The sequence below is a fragment of the Streptomyces sp. NPDC054866 genome (genome assembly GCF_053610745.1).
This window is the reverse complement of the sequence record NZ_JBSGZA010000001.1, coordinates 174271-193153: the sequence shown is the minus strand read 5'-3', so window position 1 is coordinate 193153 and position 18883 is coordinate 174271. Positions and strand designations below refer to the sequence as shown.

Below are 18883 nucleotides of genomic sequence, written 5' to 3'. Positions count from 1 at the left end.
AGCCTAACCTCCGGACCCCGGCACCGCACGGCCGAGCGGCCCCTCGCGTCCCGACCGCGAGCGGCGGCAACACGGCCTGCGCGGGACTGAAACTGGATCCGGCATCCGGGCAAGATAGCTGCATGGACCTTCGAATCTTCACCGAACCGCAGCAGGGTGCGACCTACGAGACGCTCCTCCGCGTCGCCAAGGCCACCGAGGACCTCGGCTACAGCGCCTTCTTCCGCTCCGACCACTATCTCGTGATGGGCTCCTCCGACGGCCTTCCCGGCCCCACGGACGCCTGGATCACCCTCGCCGGCCTCGCCCGTGAGACCCAGCGGATCCGGCTCGGCACCCTGATGACCGCAGGCACCTTCCGGCTGCCCGGCGTCCTCGCGATCCAGGTCGCGCAGGTCGACCAGATGTCGGGCGGCCGCATCGAACTCGGCCTCGGCTCGGGGTGGTACGAGGCGGAGCACTCCGCGTACGGAATTCCCTTCCCAAAGGAGAAGTTCGGGCGCCTGGAAGAGCAACTCGCCATTGTCACCGGCCTGTGGGAGACCCCGGTCGGTGAACGCTTCACCTTTGACGGCACCTACTACCAACTCTCCGATTCCCCCGCCCTTCCCAAGCCCGCGCAGCCCAAGGTGCCCGTCCTCATCGGTGGGCACGGCGCCAAGCGGACGCCCGCCCTCGCGGCCCGCTACGCGAGCGAGTTCAACATTCCCTTTGCCTCTCTTTCCGATACCGAGCAGCAGTTCAAGCGCGTGCGCGCCGCCGCGGAGGAGGTCGGCCGCAAGGGCGACGACCTCACCTACTCCAACGCCCTGGTGGCCTGCGTCGGCAAGACGGACGCGGAGGTGAAGCGCCGTGCCGACGCGATCGGGCGCGAGGTGGAGGACCTGAAGGCGAACGGACTCGCCGGCTCCCCCGCGGAGGTCGTCGAGAGGATCGCCGCTTACCAGGCCGTCGGCTCGCAGCGCATGTACCTCCAGATCCTCGACCTGGACGACCTCGACCACCTGGAGCTGATCTCCTCGCAGGTCATGTCGCAGCTGAGCTGACGGCAGTTGGGCTGGCTGCCGCTTACCTGACGGCGACGCAACCGCCCCCGGTGGGGCCGACCCCGGTGGAGTCGGTCCCGCGCCGCCCCGGCCGGGTGAAATTCCGTCAACCCGGCATCCGGTGCGGCTCCGCCCCAGTGACCCGCCGCCGCAGGTGATCGTTGGCTCGGGCGGAGCCGGACCGCCCGGCACCCGCGCCGGCGGCCGCTGCTGGTGCGTCGCTTGCATCAGCTGCCCTCCAGCACCGGGAGGGCGAGGGCCGAGGAGGCCGCCATGTCCCAGGAAGCCGTACCCGAGCAGGAGGCCGCGCGCGAACCGTCCGTGCCCGAGCAGAAGGGCCCACCCAAGGGCCTGCTCCAGCAGATGGAGGAGCTGATGGCCGCGCTCAACGCGGATCTGACTCAGCTCGACGCGGATCTGCAGCAGTCCACGACGGCCGCCGACACCGCCACCCCCGCCCCTCGTCCCTCCGCCGGCGACGAGCCCACCCGCTTCTGACGGCGCCGGCACTCCCCCGGCGCCTGTGCCACCCGGCTGTCCACGGCCCCCGGCACAGCGCCCGATCATGGCGTCCCCGCCGCCGAGTCGGGCTCGGGCAGGCTCTGTTCGCGCACCGCGAGTCTGCGCAGCATTTCGAGCACCCGGTCCCTCGACTCGTCGGCGGCGTCGATCGCTTCCATGCACTGCCAGTACACCCCCTCGTCGTCAGCGCCCATGGCCACGGCGACCAGCGCGATGCCGACCTCGCCGAGCAGTTCGTCGAGCCCTCGCAGCACCTCGTACACCTGGCCGATGCCTGTCAACCGCGAGGCCCGTATCCCCTCCATCCCGAGGCCCGGGGTGGTCAGAGCCCCGCAGCCTCTGCCGCCGACCTCGCTCAGGCCTAGCGCCTCGCCCCGTAACTCCGGAGGTCCCGCAATCGCGAACCGGCTGCCGATCGCCTGCGCGAGGGCCTGGGACTGCCACACCTCGGCAACGATGTCCGACGGCTCCTGGCTCCGCGCCAGAGCGTGCCTGCTCGCCTCGATGAGCCGCATTGCCTCCATGCGCACCCCCATCCATCCCGCGCGCAACCGTCGCACGTCGCCCGAACTCCCTTGCCCACTACCTAGAGTGAGCGCCAGCGGGACGAAAAGCCAGAGCAACTCGGAAATCTGTGGACAAGCTATCGACTGTGGACAACGTGTCCACTCCGGAGAGTGACGAATCTACGGACAAGAGGTTCCCCGAACTCACTTCGCCGGAAAGCGCTGTTCGTTCCGGTCGATCTTCGCGGCCAGCGCCGCAAGCGCGTCGATGCCGAGCACCTCGCAGAACTGCAGCAGGTAGGCGAGCACGTCGGCGACCTCGTCCGTCACCCGATGCGCCGAGTCCGGGTCGTCCATCACCCGTGCCGACTCGTCGGGGGTCAACCACTGGAAGATCTCCACCAGTTCGGACGCCTCCACGCTCAGCGCGGCGGCCAGGTTCTTCGGCGTGTGGTACTGCTCCCAGTCCCGCTTCGCCGCGAAGTCGGCCAGCCTGCGCTGCAGTCCCGCTACATCAAGTTCAGTCACGACCCCAGGTCTACCATCGCGGCCCCGCCCACCTGGGCGGCCCACGACGCGTCGCTCACCGTCCCGACCAGGCGGATGTGGCCGCGTTGGCAGGTGTCCGCCGCCAGTTCGGCGAGTGCGCGTTTCTGTCGCGGGTCGAGGAAGTGGTCGAGGCCGTCGGCGAGCACGGTGAGGTTCTGGTAGGCCGACGGCACCTCGGCCACCGGGTCGACCTCCAGCACTCCGGGTCCGGTGAGCAGCACCAGGGCGAGCGCCAGATACCTCAACTCGCCGTCCCCGAGCCGCCCGACGGGCGATCTGATCCCGCCGCCCCGGTCGATGAGCGCCTGGACCGACCCGTCATCGGCCACCTCCGCGAACACGTCGGCGACCGGCCCCGCACACCCCGCCCGCACCGCGGCCACCAGACGCGCATGACGGTGGCCGCACTCCTCCCTCGTACGGAGAAGGACCTCGGCGACGTTGTCGCAGCCGGTCAACAGGCGCCCCGCGCCGATCAGTCCAGGGGGCACGGGCAGCCGCATGAGCCCAGGCCGGGGAGCGCACGGGAACACCGAGCGCAACGCGACCACGACCTGCTCGGCCGCGGCGAGCACCAGGCGCTGTCCCGCGGTCTTGCCCGCGACGCGCAGCGGGAGCAGCGCCGTGCCGAGCCGGTCGTCCGGCAGGGGGCCGCGCGTCACCGGCGTCATGCCCGCCGTGTGCCAGGCGGCCTGCACCGTGCGCCGCCCTGGGTCGCGTAACGCCGTCTCCAGGAGGATGAGCCCGCCCCGGGTCAGCCGCTCACCCACGACGCGCAGTTCGGGCTCGGCCTGTACGGCGACGTCGAGCCGCACCGCTCCGACGGGGCCGTCGACCGTGCAGCCGATGCGGAACCCGCGCCGCCGCTGCTCGTCACCGCGGGCGCGATCGGGCACGCAGGCCACGGGATCGGCGAAGACGTCGACGAGTTCCTCGCCCGCGCCGAGCCTCGCCAGCGCCTCGTACGCGGCGAGCGCGGTGGACTTGCCGCTCCCGCTCGGCCCCGCGACGAGGGTCAGCGGACCGAGCGGGAACACGGCGCCCCGGTGCGAGGCGTAAGCCGAGAGCCGCAGTTCGGTGACGCGGCTCCGGTCCGGACCCGGTGGTGGCCCGGCGCCCGGCTCCGGGAGGTGCACAGTCATGTCCGGACGGTAGGCGGCGACGGATCTGGTGAACCGTTCCGCCCAAGTGACCTTCCTACGAATGAGGGATTCCCGGGGGTTCTCGGGGGTTCCCGGATTCCCAGAGGAGCTACTCCCGCACCGCCTACGACTGCGCGGCCGCGACGAGCCCCTGCACCTCGGTGCCGGGCGGCGCGAGCAGGAAGACGTTCTTGTCGACGCGGTGCATTCCGCAGCCGAGGCCGAGGACCACGCCGCTGCTGAAGTCCAGGACGCGCTTGGCGACTTCCGTCTCCGCCCCGGTCAGGTCGAGGAGGACCGGAATCTGCGCCATCACGGTCTCGGCGACCTCGCGGGCGTCCGCGAAAATGTTCACCCGCATCACCACAAAACGCCGCCGCGCCTCGGTCTCCGCGTCGGGCATCGCGCGGTGGCCGGGCCAGGACGGCCATTCGTTGCGGCTGCGCAGCGGTACGACCTGGGCGAGCCCTTCCCACTGTTCATCGGTGACGTCGTGGCTGTTCAACGCTCCACCCCGTCCTGGCTCGCACTCGATATCTGCACTGGCTCATTCTTACGCGACCTCACCCGTTCAGCCCAACAGCGACACGGGGTGGGCGGACCAGTGTGCCAGGGCCGGCGGGTCAGTGTCCCAGGAGTCCCACAAGCCCTTCAGTGAGGCAGGCGCGCCAACAGGCCCAGTCATGACCGCCGTTGTACTCGTTCAGGGTCACCGGGCAGCCGCGCGAGCGCAGGATCTCGTACAGATCGCGATGGTGGCCGAGAATCGCCTCCTCACGCAGTCCGACGTCGAGGCGCACGGTGACGGGCCGGAAGTCGCCTGCTTCGAGGCGCGAGACGGGGACGGACTGGGCCAGGACGTTGCCGAACCGTTCCGGCCGCCGGAGACCCGCGTACAGGGAGGTCAGTCCGGCGAGGCCCTGGCCCGCGACGAGTGTGCGCGCGGGGTCGGTGGTGAGGGGCCAGCGGCCGGCCGCCCACGGCAGCAGTTCGTCGGCGAGGAAGCGCACATGGCTGTCGTGCGCGCTCAGCTCCCGGCTGCGCGTGGCCCTGTCGACGGCGTCCGGGGCGAGGACCGCGAGCGGCGGCACGGCTCCGTCGGCGATGAGGGCGTCCAGCGTGTCCTGGAAGGCCAGCCGCCCGAACCACATGTCGCCGTCGTTCAGCACGAGCACCGGCAGCTCGGCCACCCTGCCACCGGGCGGGAGGTACGCCCACACGTCCCGCTCGGCACCGAGCACCCCGGCGGGCAGCCGGTGCCGCTCGACCCGACCCCGGGGCGCTCCCGCGCGCCGCTCGCCCCATGGCCGTCCGGGCGCCTGCGGAAGTTCGATGACGGAGGTGTCGTGGTCCGGCCAACGGCCGCGCATCCGGAGGTGGTTGAGCGGGTCGGGCGCGGCGTGCGCGGACAGGGAGAGCAGCCGCCGCTGGAGGAGTTCGGCGGAGGCGGGCGGTTCGCCCGGCGAGATGTCGGCGGCCATGCGGTACGAGCCGCGGTGGTCGGCGCGCAGCCGGTAGGTGAGGTGCCAGATGTCCGTGCCGGGCAGCGGGCTGAGCCGGGATGCCGCGAGGTCGGCGCGGTCCGCGATGCCCTCGGCGAGCAGGAGGACCTGCCGGGTCGCACGGTGGCCGCGCCAGAGGAACGTCACGGCGCAGTGGTCGGGGTCGCCGTCGAGCGCCTCGATCTGGGGGGTGCCGCGGCGGGCGGCATCCGCCCAGAACTCCTCCAGGATGACGGCACGTTCAGCTTCGGTGGCGTCGGCGGCGCGGGCGGCCACGCGCTCGACGCGAGGCACGGCGCCCGCGATCCTGCGGGGCGCCGCGTCGGCCGCGAGCACCCCCGTGGTGACACTCATCCGCACACGAAGAGGACCCGCATCGTTCCCCGCCTTCCTGGTCCAGCACACAACAACATCAACTTAGCTAAGCCTAACCTAAGTCACAGCAGTCGCGGAAAAGTCCAGGCCCACGATGGCCGAGGCGCACGATGGACGAGGCGTAAGAATCTGGCCATGGATTTTGATCAGACAGAGGACTACCTGCGTCGCATCGGCGCCGAGCGTCCCGCCGCTCCCACCACGCGGGCCCTGCACGACCTGCACCTCGCCCACCTGCGCGCCGTCCCCTTCGAGAACCTCTCGATCCACCTCGGCGAGAACATCGAACTCACCGAGGACTCCTTGGTAGCCAAGGTCGTCGGCGCCCGCCGCGGCGGGTTCTGCTACGAACTCAACGGGTCCTTCGCCGCGCTGCTCACCGCGCTCGGCTTCGAGGTCACCCTGCTACAGGCCCGTGTGTACGACGCCGCAGGGCAACCGGGAATCCCGTACGACCACCTGGCCCTGCACGTGCGCACCTCCGACGGCGGCGACTGGCTCGCGGACGTCGGCTTCGGCACCCACAGCCACTTTCCGCTGGCCCTCGGCGAACGCGGCGACCAGCCGGACCCCGGCGGCACCTTCCGTATCGACGAGACCCCTGCGGGGGATCTGTCCGAGGGCGATCTGTCCGAGCGCGATCTGGACGTCAGCAGGGACGGCAAGGCGCAGTACGTGATCGACCGACGCCCGCGCGCCCTCGGCGACTTCACGTCCGGCGCCTGGTGGCACCGCACCTCGCCCCGGTCCCACTTCACTCGGTCACTGGTCTGCTCGATGCTCACCGGGACCGGGCGGATCACCCTCAGCGGCCGCACCCTCACCACGACGACGGGCGGCGAGCGCCACACCACCGAACTGGCCACGGACGCCGAGGTGCTCGACGCGTACGCCACGCACTTCGGCATCACCCTGGAGCAGGTGCCGCAGGTGAAGGAGACCGTGGTCTTCGGGGCAGGCGCCACCTCTTGACCTTTCCTCCAAGGGGGGTGGCATCTGCCATGGAGAAAGACCCAGAAGTGTTGTAAATGCCAGGTGAAGCGGCATATCGTTTCGCGCATGCAGTCCTACACCATCGGACAGGCGGCACGCCTGCTCGGCGTCAGCCCCGACACCGCTCGTCGCTGGGCGGACGCCGGACGGGTCGCCACCCACCGGGACGAAGGCGGCCGTCGGCTCATCGACGGCCGCGATCTCGCCGCGTTCTCCGTCGAGGTCGCGCAGGGGCAGGCACAGGGGGGCAACAGCGAGGACGACGTCCCCTACACCTCCGCCCGCAACGCCTTTCCCGGCATCGTCACCGCCGTGAAGCTCGGCGACGTCGCGGCCCAGGTCGAGATCCAGGCAGGTCCGCACCGGCTCGTCTCCCTCCTGACCCGAGAGGCCGTGGAGGAGTTGGGCCTGGAGGTCGGCATGCAGGCAACCGCCCGCGTGAAGTCCACCAGCGTCCACATCGACCGCACCTGACCTAGGAGTTCCACGCTCATGTCCCTCCCTCTCGCCCCCGCCCGACGCCGCACCACCCCGGCCCGACGCCGCACCGCCGCCGCCGTGCTCACGGCCGCCCTGCTCGTCCCGCTCGCCGCCTGCGGCAACGACGACAGCAAGGACGACACCGGCAAGCAGCCCGCGGGCGCCGCCGCCCCGAAGGCCGACCTGACGGTGCTCGCCGCCTCTTCCCTGACCGACGTCTTCGAGACCGCGGGCGCCGCGTACGAGAAGGAGAACCCGGGGACGAAGGTCAACTTCTCCTTCGCCGGTTCCCAGGAGCTGGCCGCGCAGGTCAAGCAGGGCGCCCCGGCCGACGCCCTGGTCACCGCCGACACCAAGACCATGGACGGGCTGAAGGCCGACACCGGGAAGCCGTCCGTCATCGCCAAGAACCGCCTGGTCATCGCGGTCGGCGAGGGCAATCCGAAGAAGGTCGCCGCGCTGAAGGACCTCTCCGGCAGCAACGACAGCAAGCTGAAGGTCGTGCTCGCCGCGCCCGAGGTGCCGGTCGGCCGCTACAGCAAGCAGATCCTGGACGACCAGAAGATCGACGTGAAGCCGGTCTCGCAGGAGCCCAACGTCCGCGCGGTCCTGAGCAAGGTCGAACTGGGCGAGGCGGACGCCGGGCTCGTCTACAAGACCGACGCCGCCACCTCCCCCAAGAAGGTCGACGCGGTCAAGATCCCCGACAGCCAGAACGCGATCGCCGAGTACCCTGCGGCCACCTTGAAGACGTCGAAGCACGCGGAGGCCGCGAACGCCTTCGTGAAGTGGCTGTCCACGCCCGCAGCGCAGAAGATCCTCCAGGACGCGGGCTTCGAGAAGCCGTAGCCCGCACACGCCGAGGTGAGGGGGCCGACCGCCTCCCCGGTCGGGGCACTCCGGGCCGTCCCCCGGAACGCCCCGTACGCCCCCTCACCTCGCGAACCACCCCGCGCGCACCCCAGGGACCACGATGAAACGCCTGCGCGGCCGCACCACCGGCCCCCGCACCCCGATCGCCCTCGCGATCCCCGCGCTGCTCGCCATCGCGTTCCTGACGCTGCCGCTGCTCGGGATCCTCGTCCGTACGGAGTGGGGCGAGCTCGGGGCCCATCTGACCACCGAAGGAACGACCGAGGCGCTACAGCTCTCCCTGGTCGTCTCCTTCTGGGCGCTTGGCCTCTCCCTACTGCTCGGGGTGCCGCTGGCCTGGCTGCTCGCCCGCGTCGACTTTCCCGGCAAGGCGGTCGTACGTTCCCTCGTGCTGCTGCCGATGGTGCTTCCGCCCACCGTGGGCGGCGTCGCCCTGCTGCTCGCCTTCGGGCGGCGCGGACTGCTCGGCCCCTGGCTTGAGGACACGTTCGGGATCACCCTGCCGTTCCAGACGTCCGGCGCGGTGATCGCGGCGACCTTCGTGGCGATGCCGTTCCTCGTCATCAGTCTCGAAGGCGCGCTCGGCGGTCTCCGCCCCCGTTACGAGGAGACCGCGGCGTCCCTGGGGGCTTCTCCGGTACGGGTGTTCTGTACGGTCACGCTGCCCATGGTCGCCCCCGGGCTCATCGCCGGAGCGGCCCTGACCTGGGCGCGGGCCCTGGGTGAGTTCGGCGCGACCATCACCTTCGCGGGCAACCTCCCCGGCACCACACAGACCCTGCCCCTCCAGGTGTACCTGCTGCTCCAGGACTCCCCCGAGGCCGCGACGTCCGTGTCGCTGCTGCTGCTCGCCATCGCCATGGCGGTGCTCGTCGCGCTGCGCGGCCGCTGGATGAGCGCTCCGGGCGGGCGGGACCAGGGGCGGCCGGTGCGGGCCGAGCGGCTACCGGACGAGGCGGTTTCGCCCTCGCTTCCCGAGTCCGGCGCGGGTGAGTACGGCGCGGGTGAGCACGGCGCGGGTGAGTCCGCTGCGGGTGCGTACGGCGCGGGTAAGTACGGAGCCGCCGAGCCCGCGCCGCCCTCGGAGCGCTGGTCCCTGCACGCCGACGTCACCGGCTTCAACCAGCTCACCCTGGACGCCGAACCGGGCACCACCATCGCCGTCGTCGGGCCCAACGGCGCGGGCAAGACCACGCTGCTGCGCGCACTTCTCGGCCTCACCCCGCGCGCCCACGCCGAACTCCGGCTCGGCGACACCGACGTCACCGGCCTGCCTCCGCACCGGCGCCACGTCGCCTGGGTCCCGCAGGACGGCGCCCTGTTCCCGCACATGAGCGCCCTCGCCAACACGGCGTACGGGCCGCGTGCGCTGGGTGTCCCGCGGGCCGAGGCCCGGCGGCGCGCGCAGGAGTGGCTCGACCGGCTCGGCGTCGGCCACCTCGCGCACCGCCGACCGGCCCAGCTCTCCGGCGGTCAGGCCCAACGGGTGGCGCTCGCACGGGCGTTGGCGGCCCGCCCCCGGCTGCTCCTCCTTGACGAACCGCTCGCCGCGCTCGACCAGACGACCCGGGCCCACGTGCGCCACACCCTGCGTACGCACCTGGACACCTTCGGCGGCGTCTGCCTGATCGTCACGCACGACCCCGTCGAGGCCGTCTCCCTCGCCGACCGGGTTCTCGTACTCGACCAGGGGCTCGCCCTCCAGGACGAGGCGCCCGCCGAGGTGACCCGGCACCCCCGCTCTCCGTGGGTGGCCAGGATGCTGGGCCGCAACGCCTGGCCCGGCACCGCGGGGCCCGAGGGGCTCGCCCTGCCCGGCGGCGGGACCCTCGTGATCGCGGACCCGCTCCCGCCGGGCACCGAGGCGCTGGCGATCATCGCCCCGGAGGCGGTCTCCGTCCACCGCGACAGGCCCACCGGCAGCCCCCGCAACGTCTGGCCGGGCACCATCCGCGAGATCACCACCAGCGGCAGCCGGCTCCGCCTCCTGATCACCTCGCCGCAGGCCCCCGACCTGGTGGCCGAGATCACCCCGCAGGCGGCCGCCGAACTCGGCCTCGCCGACGGGACGTCGGTGTGGACCAGCGTGAAGGCGACGGAGGCGACGGTCGTGCCCACCTGAGACGTGCGGGCCGCGTGCGCTTCAGAATTCTGAGACGTGCGGGCCGCGCGCGCCACGTCTGAGACGTGCGGGCCGCGCGCGCGACGTCAGCCGAAGAGCTCGTGGTCGGCCAGGACGTCGGCGATCAGCCGCTGGTCGACGGCCGCCCGTACCGGATCGGAGTCGATGTAACCGCTCAGGGTCAGCAGGCACTTCCACAGCAGCCAGCCGCGGGCCCGCGCCCAGGTGCCCTCGTCCTGGCCGACCGCGCGCCGGAACACCTCCCGGCTCTCACCCGAGAACATCCCCCACGCGATCACCAGATCGCAGGCCGGGTCCCCGACGCCCGACGTGCCGAAGTCGATGACAGCGGTCAACTTGCCGTCGGCGACAAGGAGGTTGCCCGACGCGATGTCGCCGTGGAACCACACGGGCGCCCCGTGCCATTCCGACTCCGCGGCGATGGCGGCATCCCAGACGGCCGCCGCCCCGGCCGTGTCGACACGGCCGTCGAGCGCGGCGAGGCACCGCCGGGTCTCCTCGTCGTAGTACGCCGGGGACGCCCCTCGGTACCAGCTGTGCTCACCCGCGAGCGGACCTCCAGTGGTGTCGCAGCGCTGGAGGGCGAGGATGAACTCGGCCACGGAGGCCGCGAACTGCGCCATGTCGTCGATGTGTCCGCGAGCGGCCGTCTCACCGTCGAGCCAGCCGCGGACGGACCAAGGGAAGGGGTAGCCCTCGCCCGGGACGCCCTCGCCCAGGACCCGCGGGACGGCGTACGGCAGGGACGGCGCGAGCCGGGGCAGCCATTCGTTCTCCTTGGCCACCGCGGGGACATAACCGGGGGCGGTGGGCAGCCGGGCCGTCAGGGCGTCGCCCAGGCGGTACGTGCGGTTGTCCCAGCCGTCGACCTCCACCGGCCTGACGGGCAGGTCGCGCCACTGCGGGAACTGCGCGGCGACCAGACGCTTCACCAGGGCGGCGTCGATGCCGGCGCGGCCGTCAGGAGCAGCCGGAACGATGGGAGGGGTCGGAACCGCAGGAGGAGTTGGACCCTCAGGAGGAGTCGGAACCATACGGGGATCTTCGCCTCACGCGATCGTGCCGTGCAACGAATTATCGAGTTGTCGAGCGATTGGAACGACTTCAGTCAACAGTGATCACCGCGGCCGCGGCGCCCCACGCGGACTCTAGGCTCTGCCCCATGGATGCCAGTTCTGTGACCAGGACGGTCTCCGTCACCCGTATGAATTCCGGGGACCACGCCTGCCTCGGATTCGACGACGACGAAACCCGTTGGGAACTCCGTGCCGCGTACGCCGACATCGGTCTGTCGCGCGGCGAGCAGGTGGTGTTCTTCACCGACCGGGCCACCACCGCGGCCTTCGCGGCCGAGCAGCTGAGCGCCGGCGGCTTCCCGCTGGGGCCCGCACTCATGGACGGACGTCTTGTCGTGGTCAACGAAGTCCCCGGATACGACCCGGCCGCCGGCTTCGACCCTGCCGAACGGGCCAGCACCTGGGTGGAGTTGACCGACAAGGCCCGCTACGACGGCTTCTCCGGCATCCGGGTGGTCGGCGACATGGGATGGGCCGCCGAACCGGGCGTCGACCAGGATCTCCTGGTCGAGTACGAGACCGGGCTCTCGCCGCTCTTCGCCGAGATCGGGTTCACCGCCATCTGCGAGTACGACCGGCGGAAGTTCGGCGACGACCTCATGGGCCGGGTCCACCGCGCCCATCCCAAGCAGGTTCTGCGGCGCATCGGCGCCCTGGACATCACCCGGGCCGGAACCGAACTCCGGGTCGCCGGAGACGTCGACCTCGCCACGCGCGAGGAGTTCGACTCGGCGCTGGCGCAGGCCTTGTCCGGCCCGGACCGTCCCAGCGTGCTCGATCTGTCCGAGCTGTGCTTCATGGACGTACACGCCGCATCGACGCTGGTGCGGCTCGCGAACGGGCTGCCCTGCGACCACCTCCTCGCGGTCCGCTCCCGGCCCGAGCAGGACAAAGTGATACGGCTCTGCGGAGCCGTCGAAGTGCCTCAACTCGTCCTGGGCGAAGGGTGATCCGCGAAGTGATCCTCAACCGCGGCATCGGCAACGACGACAACGGCGGTGACCCGGCCCCGCACCGGGCGCCCATCGACGCCGCCCTCGCCCCCACACCGGGCGAGGCGGCCCTCCTCGAACTCCCCTTCACCATGGCCGACTTGGCGCGACTGCGCCTCCAGGTCACCCGCCGCGCCGAGGACGCGGGGCTCTGCGACCCCCGGCTCAGCGACTTCGTGCTCGCCGTGCACGAGGTCGCGAGCAACGCCGTCGTGCACGGGGGCGGCAAGGGCCGCATCCATCTCACGTACACGGCGGAGGGGTTGCGCTGCGTGATCGCGGACAACGGCACGGGCCTCCCCCTGGCGAATCCGTGCACATCGACCACCCTCCCCGAGACCGAGGAGGCCGAGAACGGCCGGGGCCTATGGCTGGCCCAGGCCCTCACGGACCACTTCGACGTCAGGGCCTGCGGGTCGGGGACGACGGTGACGTTGGTGGCGCTGTTGTCTTGAGGGGGCCAGGGGGCCAGGGGGCCAGGGGCAAGCTGCGCCCCTCACGCCGACGCCCGTTCGATCAGCGTCGGGCTGAATACCGTCGACAGTGGTGCCTCTCCTGGCTGCTTTATTCGCCCGAGCAGCAGGCGGGCCATCTCGGCGGCCATCTCCTCCACCGGCTGCCTGACCGTGGTCAGCGCGGGCTCGCAGGCCCTGGCGGCTTCGCTGTCGTCGAAGCCGACCACCGCCACGTCCTGCGGCAACCGCCTGCCCGCCCGCAGCAGCGTCTGCAGCGCTCCTTGCGCCATCAGGTCCGACGCGACGAACAGGCCATCCAGGTCCGGGCGTTCGGCCAGCAGCCGCCGCGTCGCCTCGGCCCCGCCCACCCGCGTGAAGTCCGCCTCCACCCAGGGCGCTTCGGTGAGGCCGTGTGCGGCCAGCGCGTCACGGAAGCCTTGGAGGCGTTCCCGGGCGGCCGGCATGTCCTGCGGTCCGGCGACGGTGCCGATCCTGCGGCGGCCCCCGGAGACCAGGCGGTCGACGGCCATCCGCGCCCCCGCTCGCTGGTCCACCTCCACGTACGGCAGCGGAACCGTCCCCGCCGGGCGCCCCGCGAGCACGGCGGGCAGGCCGGTCTCCGCGAGCAGCCTGGGCAGCGGATCGGAGGCGTGCGAGGAGACGAGCACCGCGCCGTCCACGTGACCCTGGCGCAGATACGAGAGCAACTGCCGGCGCGAGATCTCGTCGTCCACCAGCATCAGGACCATCTGGACCCCGGCCGGGCGCAGCACGTCCAGGAGACCGCCGACCACCCGCCCGAAGTGGGGGTCGCTGAACATCCGGCCGACGAAGGGGGCCTCGACCGCCCGACGCTCCCGCTCGGACACCACCAGCGCCATGGAGTCTGTCCGCTGGGTCACCAGGGAGCGGGCGGCCCGGTTGGGGACGTAACCGATGGCCTCGACCGCCTCCTCGACCTTGCGGCGCAGCATCGGGTCGACGGTGGGCGCGCCGTTCACGACCCGGGAGACGGTGGCGCGCGACACCCCGGCCGTCCGGGCCACGTCCTCCAGGGTTACGGGGCGGGCGGGGCGCAGGGCGTCGGTGGTCACGAGGTCTTTATAGCAACCGGGGCAGCGGTCGAGCTGGGCGAGCGTTCGGATCTGCATGCCTGATGCAGCGTCAATTCGACTCCGGCTCCAGCAGGTTGTTCATGTCGTCACGCCGCCGGACATTTCATCCCCGTACATGCGATGCACGCCAACTCGCCCACAGCATCACCTAGTTGACTTCTCCCCACCGAGTAACCGCGACATCGTGCGCACCCCCTTGACGCACCTTGCCCCAGACACAACTATCCAACGCGAGAGAGCGCTCTCTCAGCGATCACTGTTCAGGTTCTGAACTTACGCACCTCCCCCCACCACCAGCACCCCGCCACCCCAATCACCCAGCTGCCAGAAGGACTTGCCATGCCTGAGCACCAGCCTTCCCCCACCCCGAGATCCCCCCATTCCCCCCTATCCCCCCTCTCCCGCCGCTCCGCCCTGGCCGCCGCTCTAGCCGTCCCGGCCACCGGCCTGCTCGCCTCCCAGGCCGTCGCCGCCCCCGACGCGCCCCCGGCGCAGGGCCCCGCCGCCCGCCGCCCGCAGCCGGCGAACGCCCTCGCTCCCGACTTCGGACCGAACGTCATCGTCTTCGACCCGTCCACCGGCGGCATCCAGGCGAAACTGGACGAGATCTTCAAGAAGCAGGAGTCGGCGCAGTTCGGCACGGCCCGCTACGCCCTGCTGTTCAAGCCCGGCACCTACAGCGGCCTCAACGCCCAGATCGGGTTCTACACCTCGATCATGGGCCTGGGCCTCTCCCCCGACGACACCCACTTCAACGGCGACGTCACCGTCGACGCGGGCTGGTTCAACGGAAACGCTACGCAGAACTTCTGGCGCTCGGCGGAGAACCTCTCCCTCTCCCCGGTCAGCGGCGCCAACCGCTGGGCGGTCTCCCAAGCCGCCCCGTTCCGCCGCATGCACATACGCGGCGACCTGAACCTCGCGCCCAACGGCTACGGCTGGGCCAGCGGCGGCTACATCGCCGACAGCCGCATCGACGGCACCGTCCAGCCGTACTCCCAGCAGCAGTGGTACACCCGCGACAGCTCGATCGGCGGCTGGCTCAACGCGGTGTGGAACATGGTCTTCTCCGGGGTCGAGGGCGCCCCCGGCGACACCTTCCCCAACCCGCCCTACACCACCCTGAACAACACCCCGTACTCCCGTGAGAAGCCGTTCCTCTACCTGGACGGCGCGGAGTACAAGGTCTTCCTGCCCGCCCTGCGCACCAACGCCCGCGGCACCAGCTGGGGCCGCGGCACCCCACAGGGCCAGTCCCTCTCGCTCTCCGCCTTCTACCTCGCCAAGCCGGGCGACAGCGCGGCCACCCTCAACGCCGCCCTCGACCGGGGGCTGCACCTCCTGCTCACCCCCGGCATCTACCACCTCGACCGCCCGATCGAGGTCAAGCGGGCGAACACCGTCGTCCTCGGCATCGGTTACGCCACCCTCATTCCGGCCAACGGCGTCACCGCACTCAAGACCGCCGACGTGGACGGGGTACGGCTCGCCGGGTTCCTGGTCGACGCGGGGCCGCAGAACTCCCGGACGCTCGTCGAGGTCGGCCCGCAGGGCGCGAGCGCCTCGCACGTCGGCAACCCGACCACCGTCCAGGACGTGTTCATCCGCATCGGCGGCGCGGGCGCGGGCAAGGCCACCACCAGCATGGTGGTGAACAGCCGCCACACCATCGTCGACCACACCTGGGTCTGGCGCGCCGACCACGGCGACGGCGTCGGCTGGGAGACCAACCGGGCCGACTACGGCGTCGTCGTCAACGGTGCGGACGTGCTGGCCACCGGCCTGTTCGTGGAGCACTTCAACAAGTACGACGTGCAGTGGAACGGCGAGCGCGGGCGCACGATCTTCTACCAGAACGAGAAGGCGTACGACGCCCCCAACCAGGCCGCCATCCAGAACGGCAGCATCCGTGGCTTCGCCGCGTACAAGGTCGCCGACTCCGTCAACACCCACGAGGGCTGGGGGCTCGGCAGCTACTGCTACTACAACGTCGACCCGACCATCGTGCAGGAACACGGCTTCGCGGCACCGAACAAGCCGGGGGTGAAGTTCCACCACCTGCTCGTCGTCTCGCTCGGCGGCAAGGGCCAGTACGCGCACGTCATCAACGCGACGGGTGCTCCCACTTCGGGCTCCAACACGGTGCCGTCCACGGTGGTCTCCTTCCCCTGAATCCCACCAACTCCGCACTTGTGTGCAGACGGTGAAGGAAGGGCGCAGTAAAGTCGTAACTGTGCGATAGGAGCGGCTGATTGACGGCGGCCGCCGCGCACTGGGTGGCGACGGCCGCCCGGGGCGCGAGGAACGAGGCTCCCCCTCGTCGCTTCCTCGCGCAGTGCCCTTCATGGGTGAGATGCGGGAATTCCCACCACGAAGGGCTCTGGCAGGAGCCGTGTCGTCGGCGATGCGGCTCCTGCTGGCCCTGCAGAAAGTGTCCACTCGGTGCCGACCGGGCAGGAGGCGCAGGACGGCTACCGGCGTGGCCACGGAGCTGCGTCCTAACTCCTCAGCCGAGAATAGGACTTCCTCTCGCGTGATCGGAACAGTCGCCGACCACTTGTCGGGAGGATTCCTTTCGCTACGCTCGAAGACGCCCCGGACCGGCGGCTCCCGAGGGGGCAGCGTGTCAACGATGGTGATGACCGGCGGCACTTCCGGCTTCGGAGCGATCGCCGCCGAACGACTGACCCGCTCGGGCAAGACCCGGCTGTCGCCGCCCGGCACTCGGCGACGGCGACTCACTCCCACTCGACCTGACCGAGCTCGACTCGGTGCGTGCTTTAGCGGCGTCGGTCCGCGAACGGCTGGGCGGGACTCGCGTCGACGCCTTGGTCCTCAACGCCGGTGTGGTCCGCCCCGACGTGACCGGCAGGACGATGGACGGCTTCGAGACGACATTCGCGGTCAACCACCTCGCGCACTACTCCTGGTACGCCTGCTGCTGCCCGCCCTGCGGGACGGGGCACTCGTCGTACTGACCACGAGCGGTACCTACGACCCGGCCACCTAGGCCGGGTTGACACCCCCGCGCCACGCGGAAGCGGACCTGCTCGCCCACCCCGATCAGGGCCCCGGCCGCGACCCCCGCCCACGCAAGGCGGGCGAGCACGCGTACACGGCGTCCAAGCTGTGCGCCGTACTCACCGCCCGCACCCTGTCCGGGCTCCCCGCCCGCCACCTCACCGCACTCGCCTACGATCCGGGCCAGGTCTTCGGAACAGGCCTGGCCAAGGACCTCCCACTCCCCCTCCGCACAGCCTGGACACTCCTCGGCACACCACTACTCGGCCGCCCGCTGCGCAGACTCAACCCGCACTTCAACACCCGCGCGGCGGCGGGAAATACCCTGGCAGAAGTGGCTCTAGGCACCACCAAGCCACCGACCGGCCACGTACTCGCCTCCCTACGAAGGGGACAACTCACCTGGCCGGCCCTGTCGGAGCTGGCGCGCAGGGGCGAGGTGGCACAGGCGTTGTGGGAGGACAGCGCCCGGTTGGTCGGCCTGGCTCCGGCCTGACGGCGGCGTCGGCGGGCTCATGGCCCTGGGCGAGCGAAGGCGGCGCCAAGACTGAGACCAAGGACCGCCACCCGCCCGGCCCCGCACCGCCGGTGAAGCCTGAGCGGCAGTTACGACCGGGCGCCCTGGCTGCTCGTCGAGGAAGCCTTGGCCGCAGGCTCCAAAATCGCCACGCATTCCACATGATGCGTCATCGGAAACAGGTCGAACGCCCTCAACGACCGCACCCGATACCCCCCATCCCGGAAGTACCCCAAGTCCCGCGCCAGCGCCGCCGGGTCGCAAGCCACGTACGCGATTCGGCGTGCGCCCAGCTTCGTCAGGTGCTTCACCGTCTGCTTGCCCGCGCCCGCGCGCGGCGGGTCCAGGACGATCAGGTCGACCTCTGTGATGCCGGTGCGCGGCAGGGCCGCCTCGACCTTGCCCTGTTCGATGCGGACGCGGTCGAAGGCGGCGAGGTTGTGGCGGGCGTCCTCGACCGCTCGCTTGCCGGACTCGATGCCGAGCACCGCGCCCTGGTCCCCGACCCGGTCGGCGATCGCGCCGGCGAACAGGCCCACCCCGCAGTAGAGGTCGAGCGCCGTCTCGCCCTTGCGGGGCGTCAGGCCCTGCATGACCGCGAGCATCAGCGTCTCCGCCGCCTTCGGGTGGACCTGCCAGAAGCCGCCGTTGCCGACGCGGTACGTGCGGTTGTCGGCGCGCTCGCGGACGAAGGGGCGGCCGTGGACGCGGTGGACGCCGCCGTCCTGTTCGGCGATGCGGAGGACCGAGACCGGCTTGTCCAGTTCGACCAGGGGGAGGCGCGCGCCCGGCTTCGGCTCCAGGATGACCTGGCGGTCCTGGGAGCCCGTCGCCGCGATCGCCTCGACGGACGCCATGCCGGACCAGTCGTGCTTCTCGATGCCCAGCTCGGAGACCCCGGGCGCCGCGATCATGCAGTGCTCGACGGGCTCCACCTCGTGCGAGCGGTGGCGGCGCAGACCCGCGTTGCCGTCGGGGTCCACCGCGTACTGGACGCGGGTGCGCCAGGCCGGGACCTCACCCGAGGGGAGCTTGTCACCCTCGGCCGGGACGACCGTGCCGTCCCAGCCCGCCTCCTCCGGAGTCAGGCCCGCGAGGCGCTGGAGCTGCTCGGTGATGACCTCGCCCTTGAGGCGGCGCTGCGCGCCCGGCTTCGCGTGCTGCCAGTCGCAGCCGCCGCAGCGGCCGGGGCCGGCGTACGGGCAGGGGGCCTCGACGCGGTCCTTGGACGGGTCGAGGACCGTCACCGCGTCCGCGCGCAGGAAGCGGCTGTCCTCGTCGCCCTCCGTCACGCGCGCGATGACCTTCTCGCCGGGGAGGGTGTGGCGGACGAAGAGGACGCGGCCCTCGGCCGTTCGCGCTACGCAGTGGCCGCCGTGCGCGACCGGGCCCACCTCGACCTCGTACTCCTGCCCGATGAGGGAGGCCGCCTGCGCGTCCTTCGAGCGCGAGTCCTCCTTCGAGTTCCCCGCCTGCGATTTCTTCGGTTCTGCCTGCATGGCGGGGTGACTCCACTACGTAAGGGGGCATCGGCCGAAAGGAAACGGCCGGACAACAGCCCACCAGTCTACGTGGG

At 71.3% G+C, this 18883-nt stretch carries 19 protein-coding genes; 11 read left to right on the top strand and 8 right to left on the bottom strand.

What is annotated here, in order from left to right; genetic code table 11:
- The first annotated feature begins 122 nt into the window (after positions 1 to 122).
- Positions 123 to 1046: an LLM class F420-dependent oxidoreductase gene (locus ACWGI2_RS00800; protein WP_453692819.1), complete on the top strand. Its 924-nt coding sequence runs from the start codon at positions 123 to 125 to the stop codon at positions 1044 to 1046.
- 273 nt (positions 1047 to 1319) lie between these two features.
- Entirely contained in the window at positions 1320 to 1544 is a 225-nt protein-coding gene (locus tag ACWGI2_RS00795; protein WP_453692817.1) for a hypothetical protein, read from the top strand.
- 65 nt (positions 1545 to 1609) lie between these two features.
- On the opposite strand, the gene ACWGI2_RS00790 is transcribed toward ACWGI2_RS00795, so the two are convergent.
- The 5 genes from ACWGI2_RS00790 to fes all read right to left on the bottom strand — a co-directional run bounded on the left by ACWGI2_RS00790 (position 1610) and on the right by fes (position 5621).
- On the bottom strand, positions 1610 to 2092 hold the full coding sequence (locus ACWGI2_RS00790; RefSeq protein ID WP_453694611.1) for a DUF6099 family protein: 483 nt from the start codon (positions 2090 to 2092) through the stop codon (positions 1610 to 1612).
- A 186-nt stretch (positions 2093 to 2278) separates the two neighbouring features.
- Positions 2279 to 2602 (bottom strand): MazG-like family protein, encoded by a 324-nt coding sequence (locus tag ACWGI2_RS00785; RefSeq protein WP_160507709.1) that lies wholly within the window; start codon positions 2600 to 2602, stop codon positions 2279 to 2281.
- Positions 2599 to 3765, bottom strand: coding sequence for an AAA family ATPase (locus tag ACWGI2_RS00780; protein WP_453692815.1), 1167 nt, complete (start codon positions 3763 to 3765; stop codon positions 2599 to 2601). Before ACWGI2_RS00780 ends, ACWGI2_RS00785 begins: the two co-directional genes overlap by 4 nt.
- Positions 3766 to 3889: 124 nt before the next feature.
- Positions 3890 to 4270 carry a cell division protein SepF gene (locus ACWGI2_RS00775; RefSeq protein ID WP_160507707.1) on the bottom strand — a complete coding sequence of 127 codons (381 nt, stop codon included), beginning with the start codon at positions 4268 to 4270 and terminating at the stop codon, positions 3890 to 3892.
- A 118-nt stretch (positions 4271 to 4388) separates the two neighbouring features.
- Positions 4389 to 5621 (bottom strand): enterochelin esterase, encoded by a 1233-nt coding sequence (gene fes / locus ACWGI2_RS00770; RefSeq protein ID WP_453692813.1) that lies wholly within the window; start codon positions 5619 to 5621, stop codon positions 4389 to 4391.
- A gap of 156 nt (positions 5622 to 5777) precedes the next feature.
- Between fes and ACWGI2_RS00765 the strand changes: the two genes are divergently transcribed.
- The 4 genes from ACWGI2_RS00765 to ACWGI2_RS00750 all read left to right on the top strand — a co-directional run bounded on the left by ACWGI2_RS00765 (position 5778) and on the right by ACWGI2_RS00750 (position 10110).
- Positions 5778 to 6614, top strand: coding sequence for an arylamine N-acetyltransferase family protein (locus ACWGI2_RS00765; protein ID WP_453692811.1), 837 nt, complete (start codon positions 5778 to 5780; stop codon positions 6612 to 6614).
- A gap of 87 nt (positions 6615 to 6701) precedes the next feature.
- Entirely contained in the window at positions 6702 to 7109 is a 408-nt protein-coding gene (locus ACWGI2_RS00760; RefSeq protein WP_160507704.1) for a TOBE domain-containing protein, read from the top strand.
- 18 nt (positions 7110 to 7127) lie between these two features.
- Complete coding sequence (gene modA / locus ACWGI2_RS00755; RefSeq protein WP_453692809.1) at positions 7128 to 7964, top strand: molybdate ABC transporter substrate-binding protein; 837 nt, start codon at positions 7128 to 7130, stop codon at positions 7962 to 7964.
- A gap of 124 nt (positions 7965 to 8088) precedes the next feature.
- Positions 8089 to 10110 (top strand): ABC transporter permease, encoded by a 2022-nt coding sequence (locus ACWGI2_RS00750; RefSeq protein WP_453692807.1) that lies wholly within the window; start codon positions 8089 to 8091, stop codon positions 10108 to 10110.
- Positions 10111 to 10196: 86 nt separating this feature from the next.
- On the opposite strand, the gene ACWGI2_RS00745 is transcribed toward ACWGI2_RS00750, so the two are convergent.
- Positions 10197 to 11165 (bottom strand): aminoglycoside phosphotransferase family protein, encoded by a 969-nt coding sequence (locus ACWGI2_RS00745; protein WP_453692805.1) that lies wholly within the window; start codon positions 11163 to 11165, stop codon positions 10197 to 10199.
- A gap of 128 nt (positions 11166 to 11293) precedes the next feature.
- Between ACWGI2_RS00745 and ACWGI2_RS00740 the strand changes: the two genes are divergently transcribed.
- Both ACWGI2_RS00740 and ACWGI2_RS00735 read left to right on the top strand, forming a co-directional pair.
- The gene (locus ACWGI2_RS00740) at positions 11294 to 12157 is read left to right on the top strand and encodes an MEDS domain-containing protein (protein WP_453692803.1); all 864 of its coding nucleotides are present in this window, start codon (positions 11294 to 11296) and stop codon (positions 12155 to 12157) included.
- A gap of 8 nt (positions 12158 to 12165) precedes the next feature.
- Complete coding sequence (locus ACWGI2_RS00735; protein ID WP_453692801.1) at positions 12166 to 12654, top strand: ATP-binding protein; 489 nt, start codon at positions 12166 to 12168, stop codon at positions 12652 to 12654.
- 41 nt (positions 12655 to 12695) lie between these two features.
- Here the strand turns inward: ACWGI2_RS00735 and ACWGI2_RS00730 are convergent, their stop codons facing one another.
- On the bottom strand, positions 12696 to 13748 hold the full coding sequence (locus ACWGI2_RS00730) for a LacI family DNA-binding transcriptional regulator (protein WP_453692799.1): 1053 nt from the start codon (positions 13746 to 13748) through the stop codon (positions 12696 to 12698).
- 360 nt (positions 13749 to 14108) lie between these two features.
- On the opposite strand from ACWGI2_RS00730, the gene ACWGI2_RS00725 reads away from it, so the two are divergent.
- The 3 genes from ACWGI2_RS00725 (at position 14109) to ACWGI2_RS00715 (ending at position 17286) form a co-directional block, all read left to right on the top strand.
- Entirely contained in the window at positions 14109 to 15941 is a 1833-nt protein-coding gene (locus ACWGI2_RS00725) for a coagulation factor 5/8 type domain-containing protein (protein WP_453692797.1), read from the top strand.
- A gap of 599 nt (positions 15942 to 16540) precedes the next feature.
- The gene (locus ACWGI2_RS00720) at positions 16541 to 16747 is read left to right on the top strand and encodes a hypothetical protein (protein ID WP_453692796.1); all 207 of its coding nucleotides are present in this window, start codon (positions 16541 to 16543) and stop codon (positions 16745 to 16747) included.
- 38 nt (positions 16748 to 16785) lie between these two features.
- Positions 16786 to 17286, top strand: coding sequence for a hypothetical protein (locus tag ACWGI2_RS00715; protein WP_453692794.1), 501 nt, complete (start codon positions 16786 to 16788; stop codon positions 17284 to 17286).
- A gap of 110 nt (positions 17287 to 17396) precedes the next feature.
- Here the strand turns inward: ACWGI2_RS00715 and ACWGI2_RS00710 are convergent, their stop codons facing one another.
- Positions 17397 to 18806 carry a class I SAM-dependent RNA methyltransferase gene (locus tag ACWGI2_RS00710; RefSeq protein WP_453692792.1) on the bottom strand — a complete coding sequence of 470 codons (1410 nt, stop codon included), beginning with the start codon at positions 18804 to 18806 and terminating at the stop codon, positions 17397 to 17399.
- Between the last annotated feature and the right edge of the window lie 77 nt (positions 18807 to 18883).

Bases quoted from the DNA above. Each gene is read 5' to 3' on its own strand.
- ACWGI2_RS00800 (WP_453692819.1), top strand. From the start codon at position 123: ATGGACCTTCGAATCTTCACCGAACCGCAGCAGGGTGCGACCTACGAG.
- ACWGI2_RS00795 (WP_453692817.1), top strand. From the start codon at position 1,320: ATGTCCCAGGAAGCCGTACCCGAGCAGGAGGCCGCGCGCGAACCGTCC.
- ACWGI2_RS00790 (WP_453694611.1), bottom strand. From the start codon at position 2,092: ATGGAGGCAATGCGGCTCATCGAGGCGAGCAGGCACGCTCTGGCGCGG.
- ACWGI2_RS00780 (WP_453692815.1), bottom strand. From the start codon at position 3,765: ATGACTGTGCACCTCCCGGAGCCGGGCGCCGGGCCACCACCGGGTCCG.
- fes (WP_453692813.1), bottom strand. From the start codon at position 5,621: ATGAGTGTCACCACGGGGGTGCTCGCGGCCGACGCGGCGCCCCGCAGG.
- ACWGI2_RS00765 (WP_453692811.1), top strand. From the start codon at position 5,778: ATGGATTTTGATCAGACAGAGGACTACCTGCGTCGCATCGGCGCCGAG.
- ACWGI2_RS00760 (WP_160507704.1), top strand. From the start codon at position 6,702: ATGCAGTCCTACACCATCGGACAGGCGGCACGCCTGCTCGGCGTCAGC.
- modA (WP_453692809.1), top strand. From the start codon at position 7,128: ATGTCCCTCCCTCTCGCCCCCGCCCGACGCCGCACCACCCCGGCCCGA.
- ACWGI2_RS00750 (WP_453692807.1), top strand. From the start codon at position 8,089: ATGAAACGCCTGCGCGGCCGCACCACCGGCCCCCGCACCCCGATCGCC.
- ACWGI2_RS00745 (WP_453692805.1), bottom strand. From the start codon at position 11,165: ATGGTTCCGACTCCTCCTGAGGGTCCAACTCCTCCTGCGGTTCCGACC.
- ACWGI2_RS00740 (WP_453692803.1), top strand. From the start codon at position 11,294: ATGGATGCCAGTTCTGTGACCAGGACGGTCTCCGTCACCCGTATGAAT.
- ACWGI2_RS00725 (WP_453692797.1), top strand. From the start codon at position 14,109: ATGCCTGAGCACCAGCCTTCCCCCACCCCGAGATCCCCCCATTCCCCC.
- ACWGI2_RS00710 (WP_453692792.1), bottom strand. From the start codon at position 18,806: ATGCAGGCAGAACCGAAGAAATCGCAGGCGGGGAACTCGAAGGAGGAC.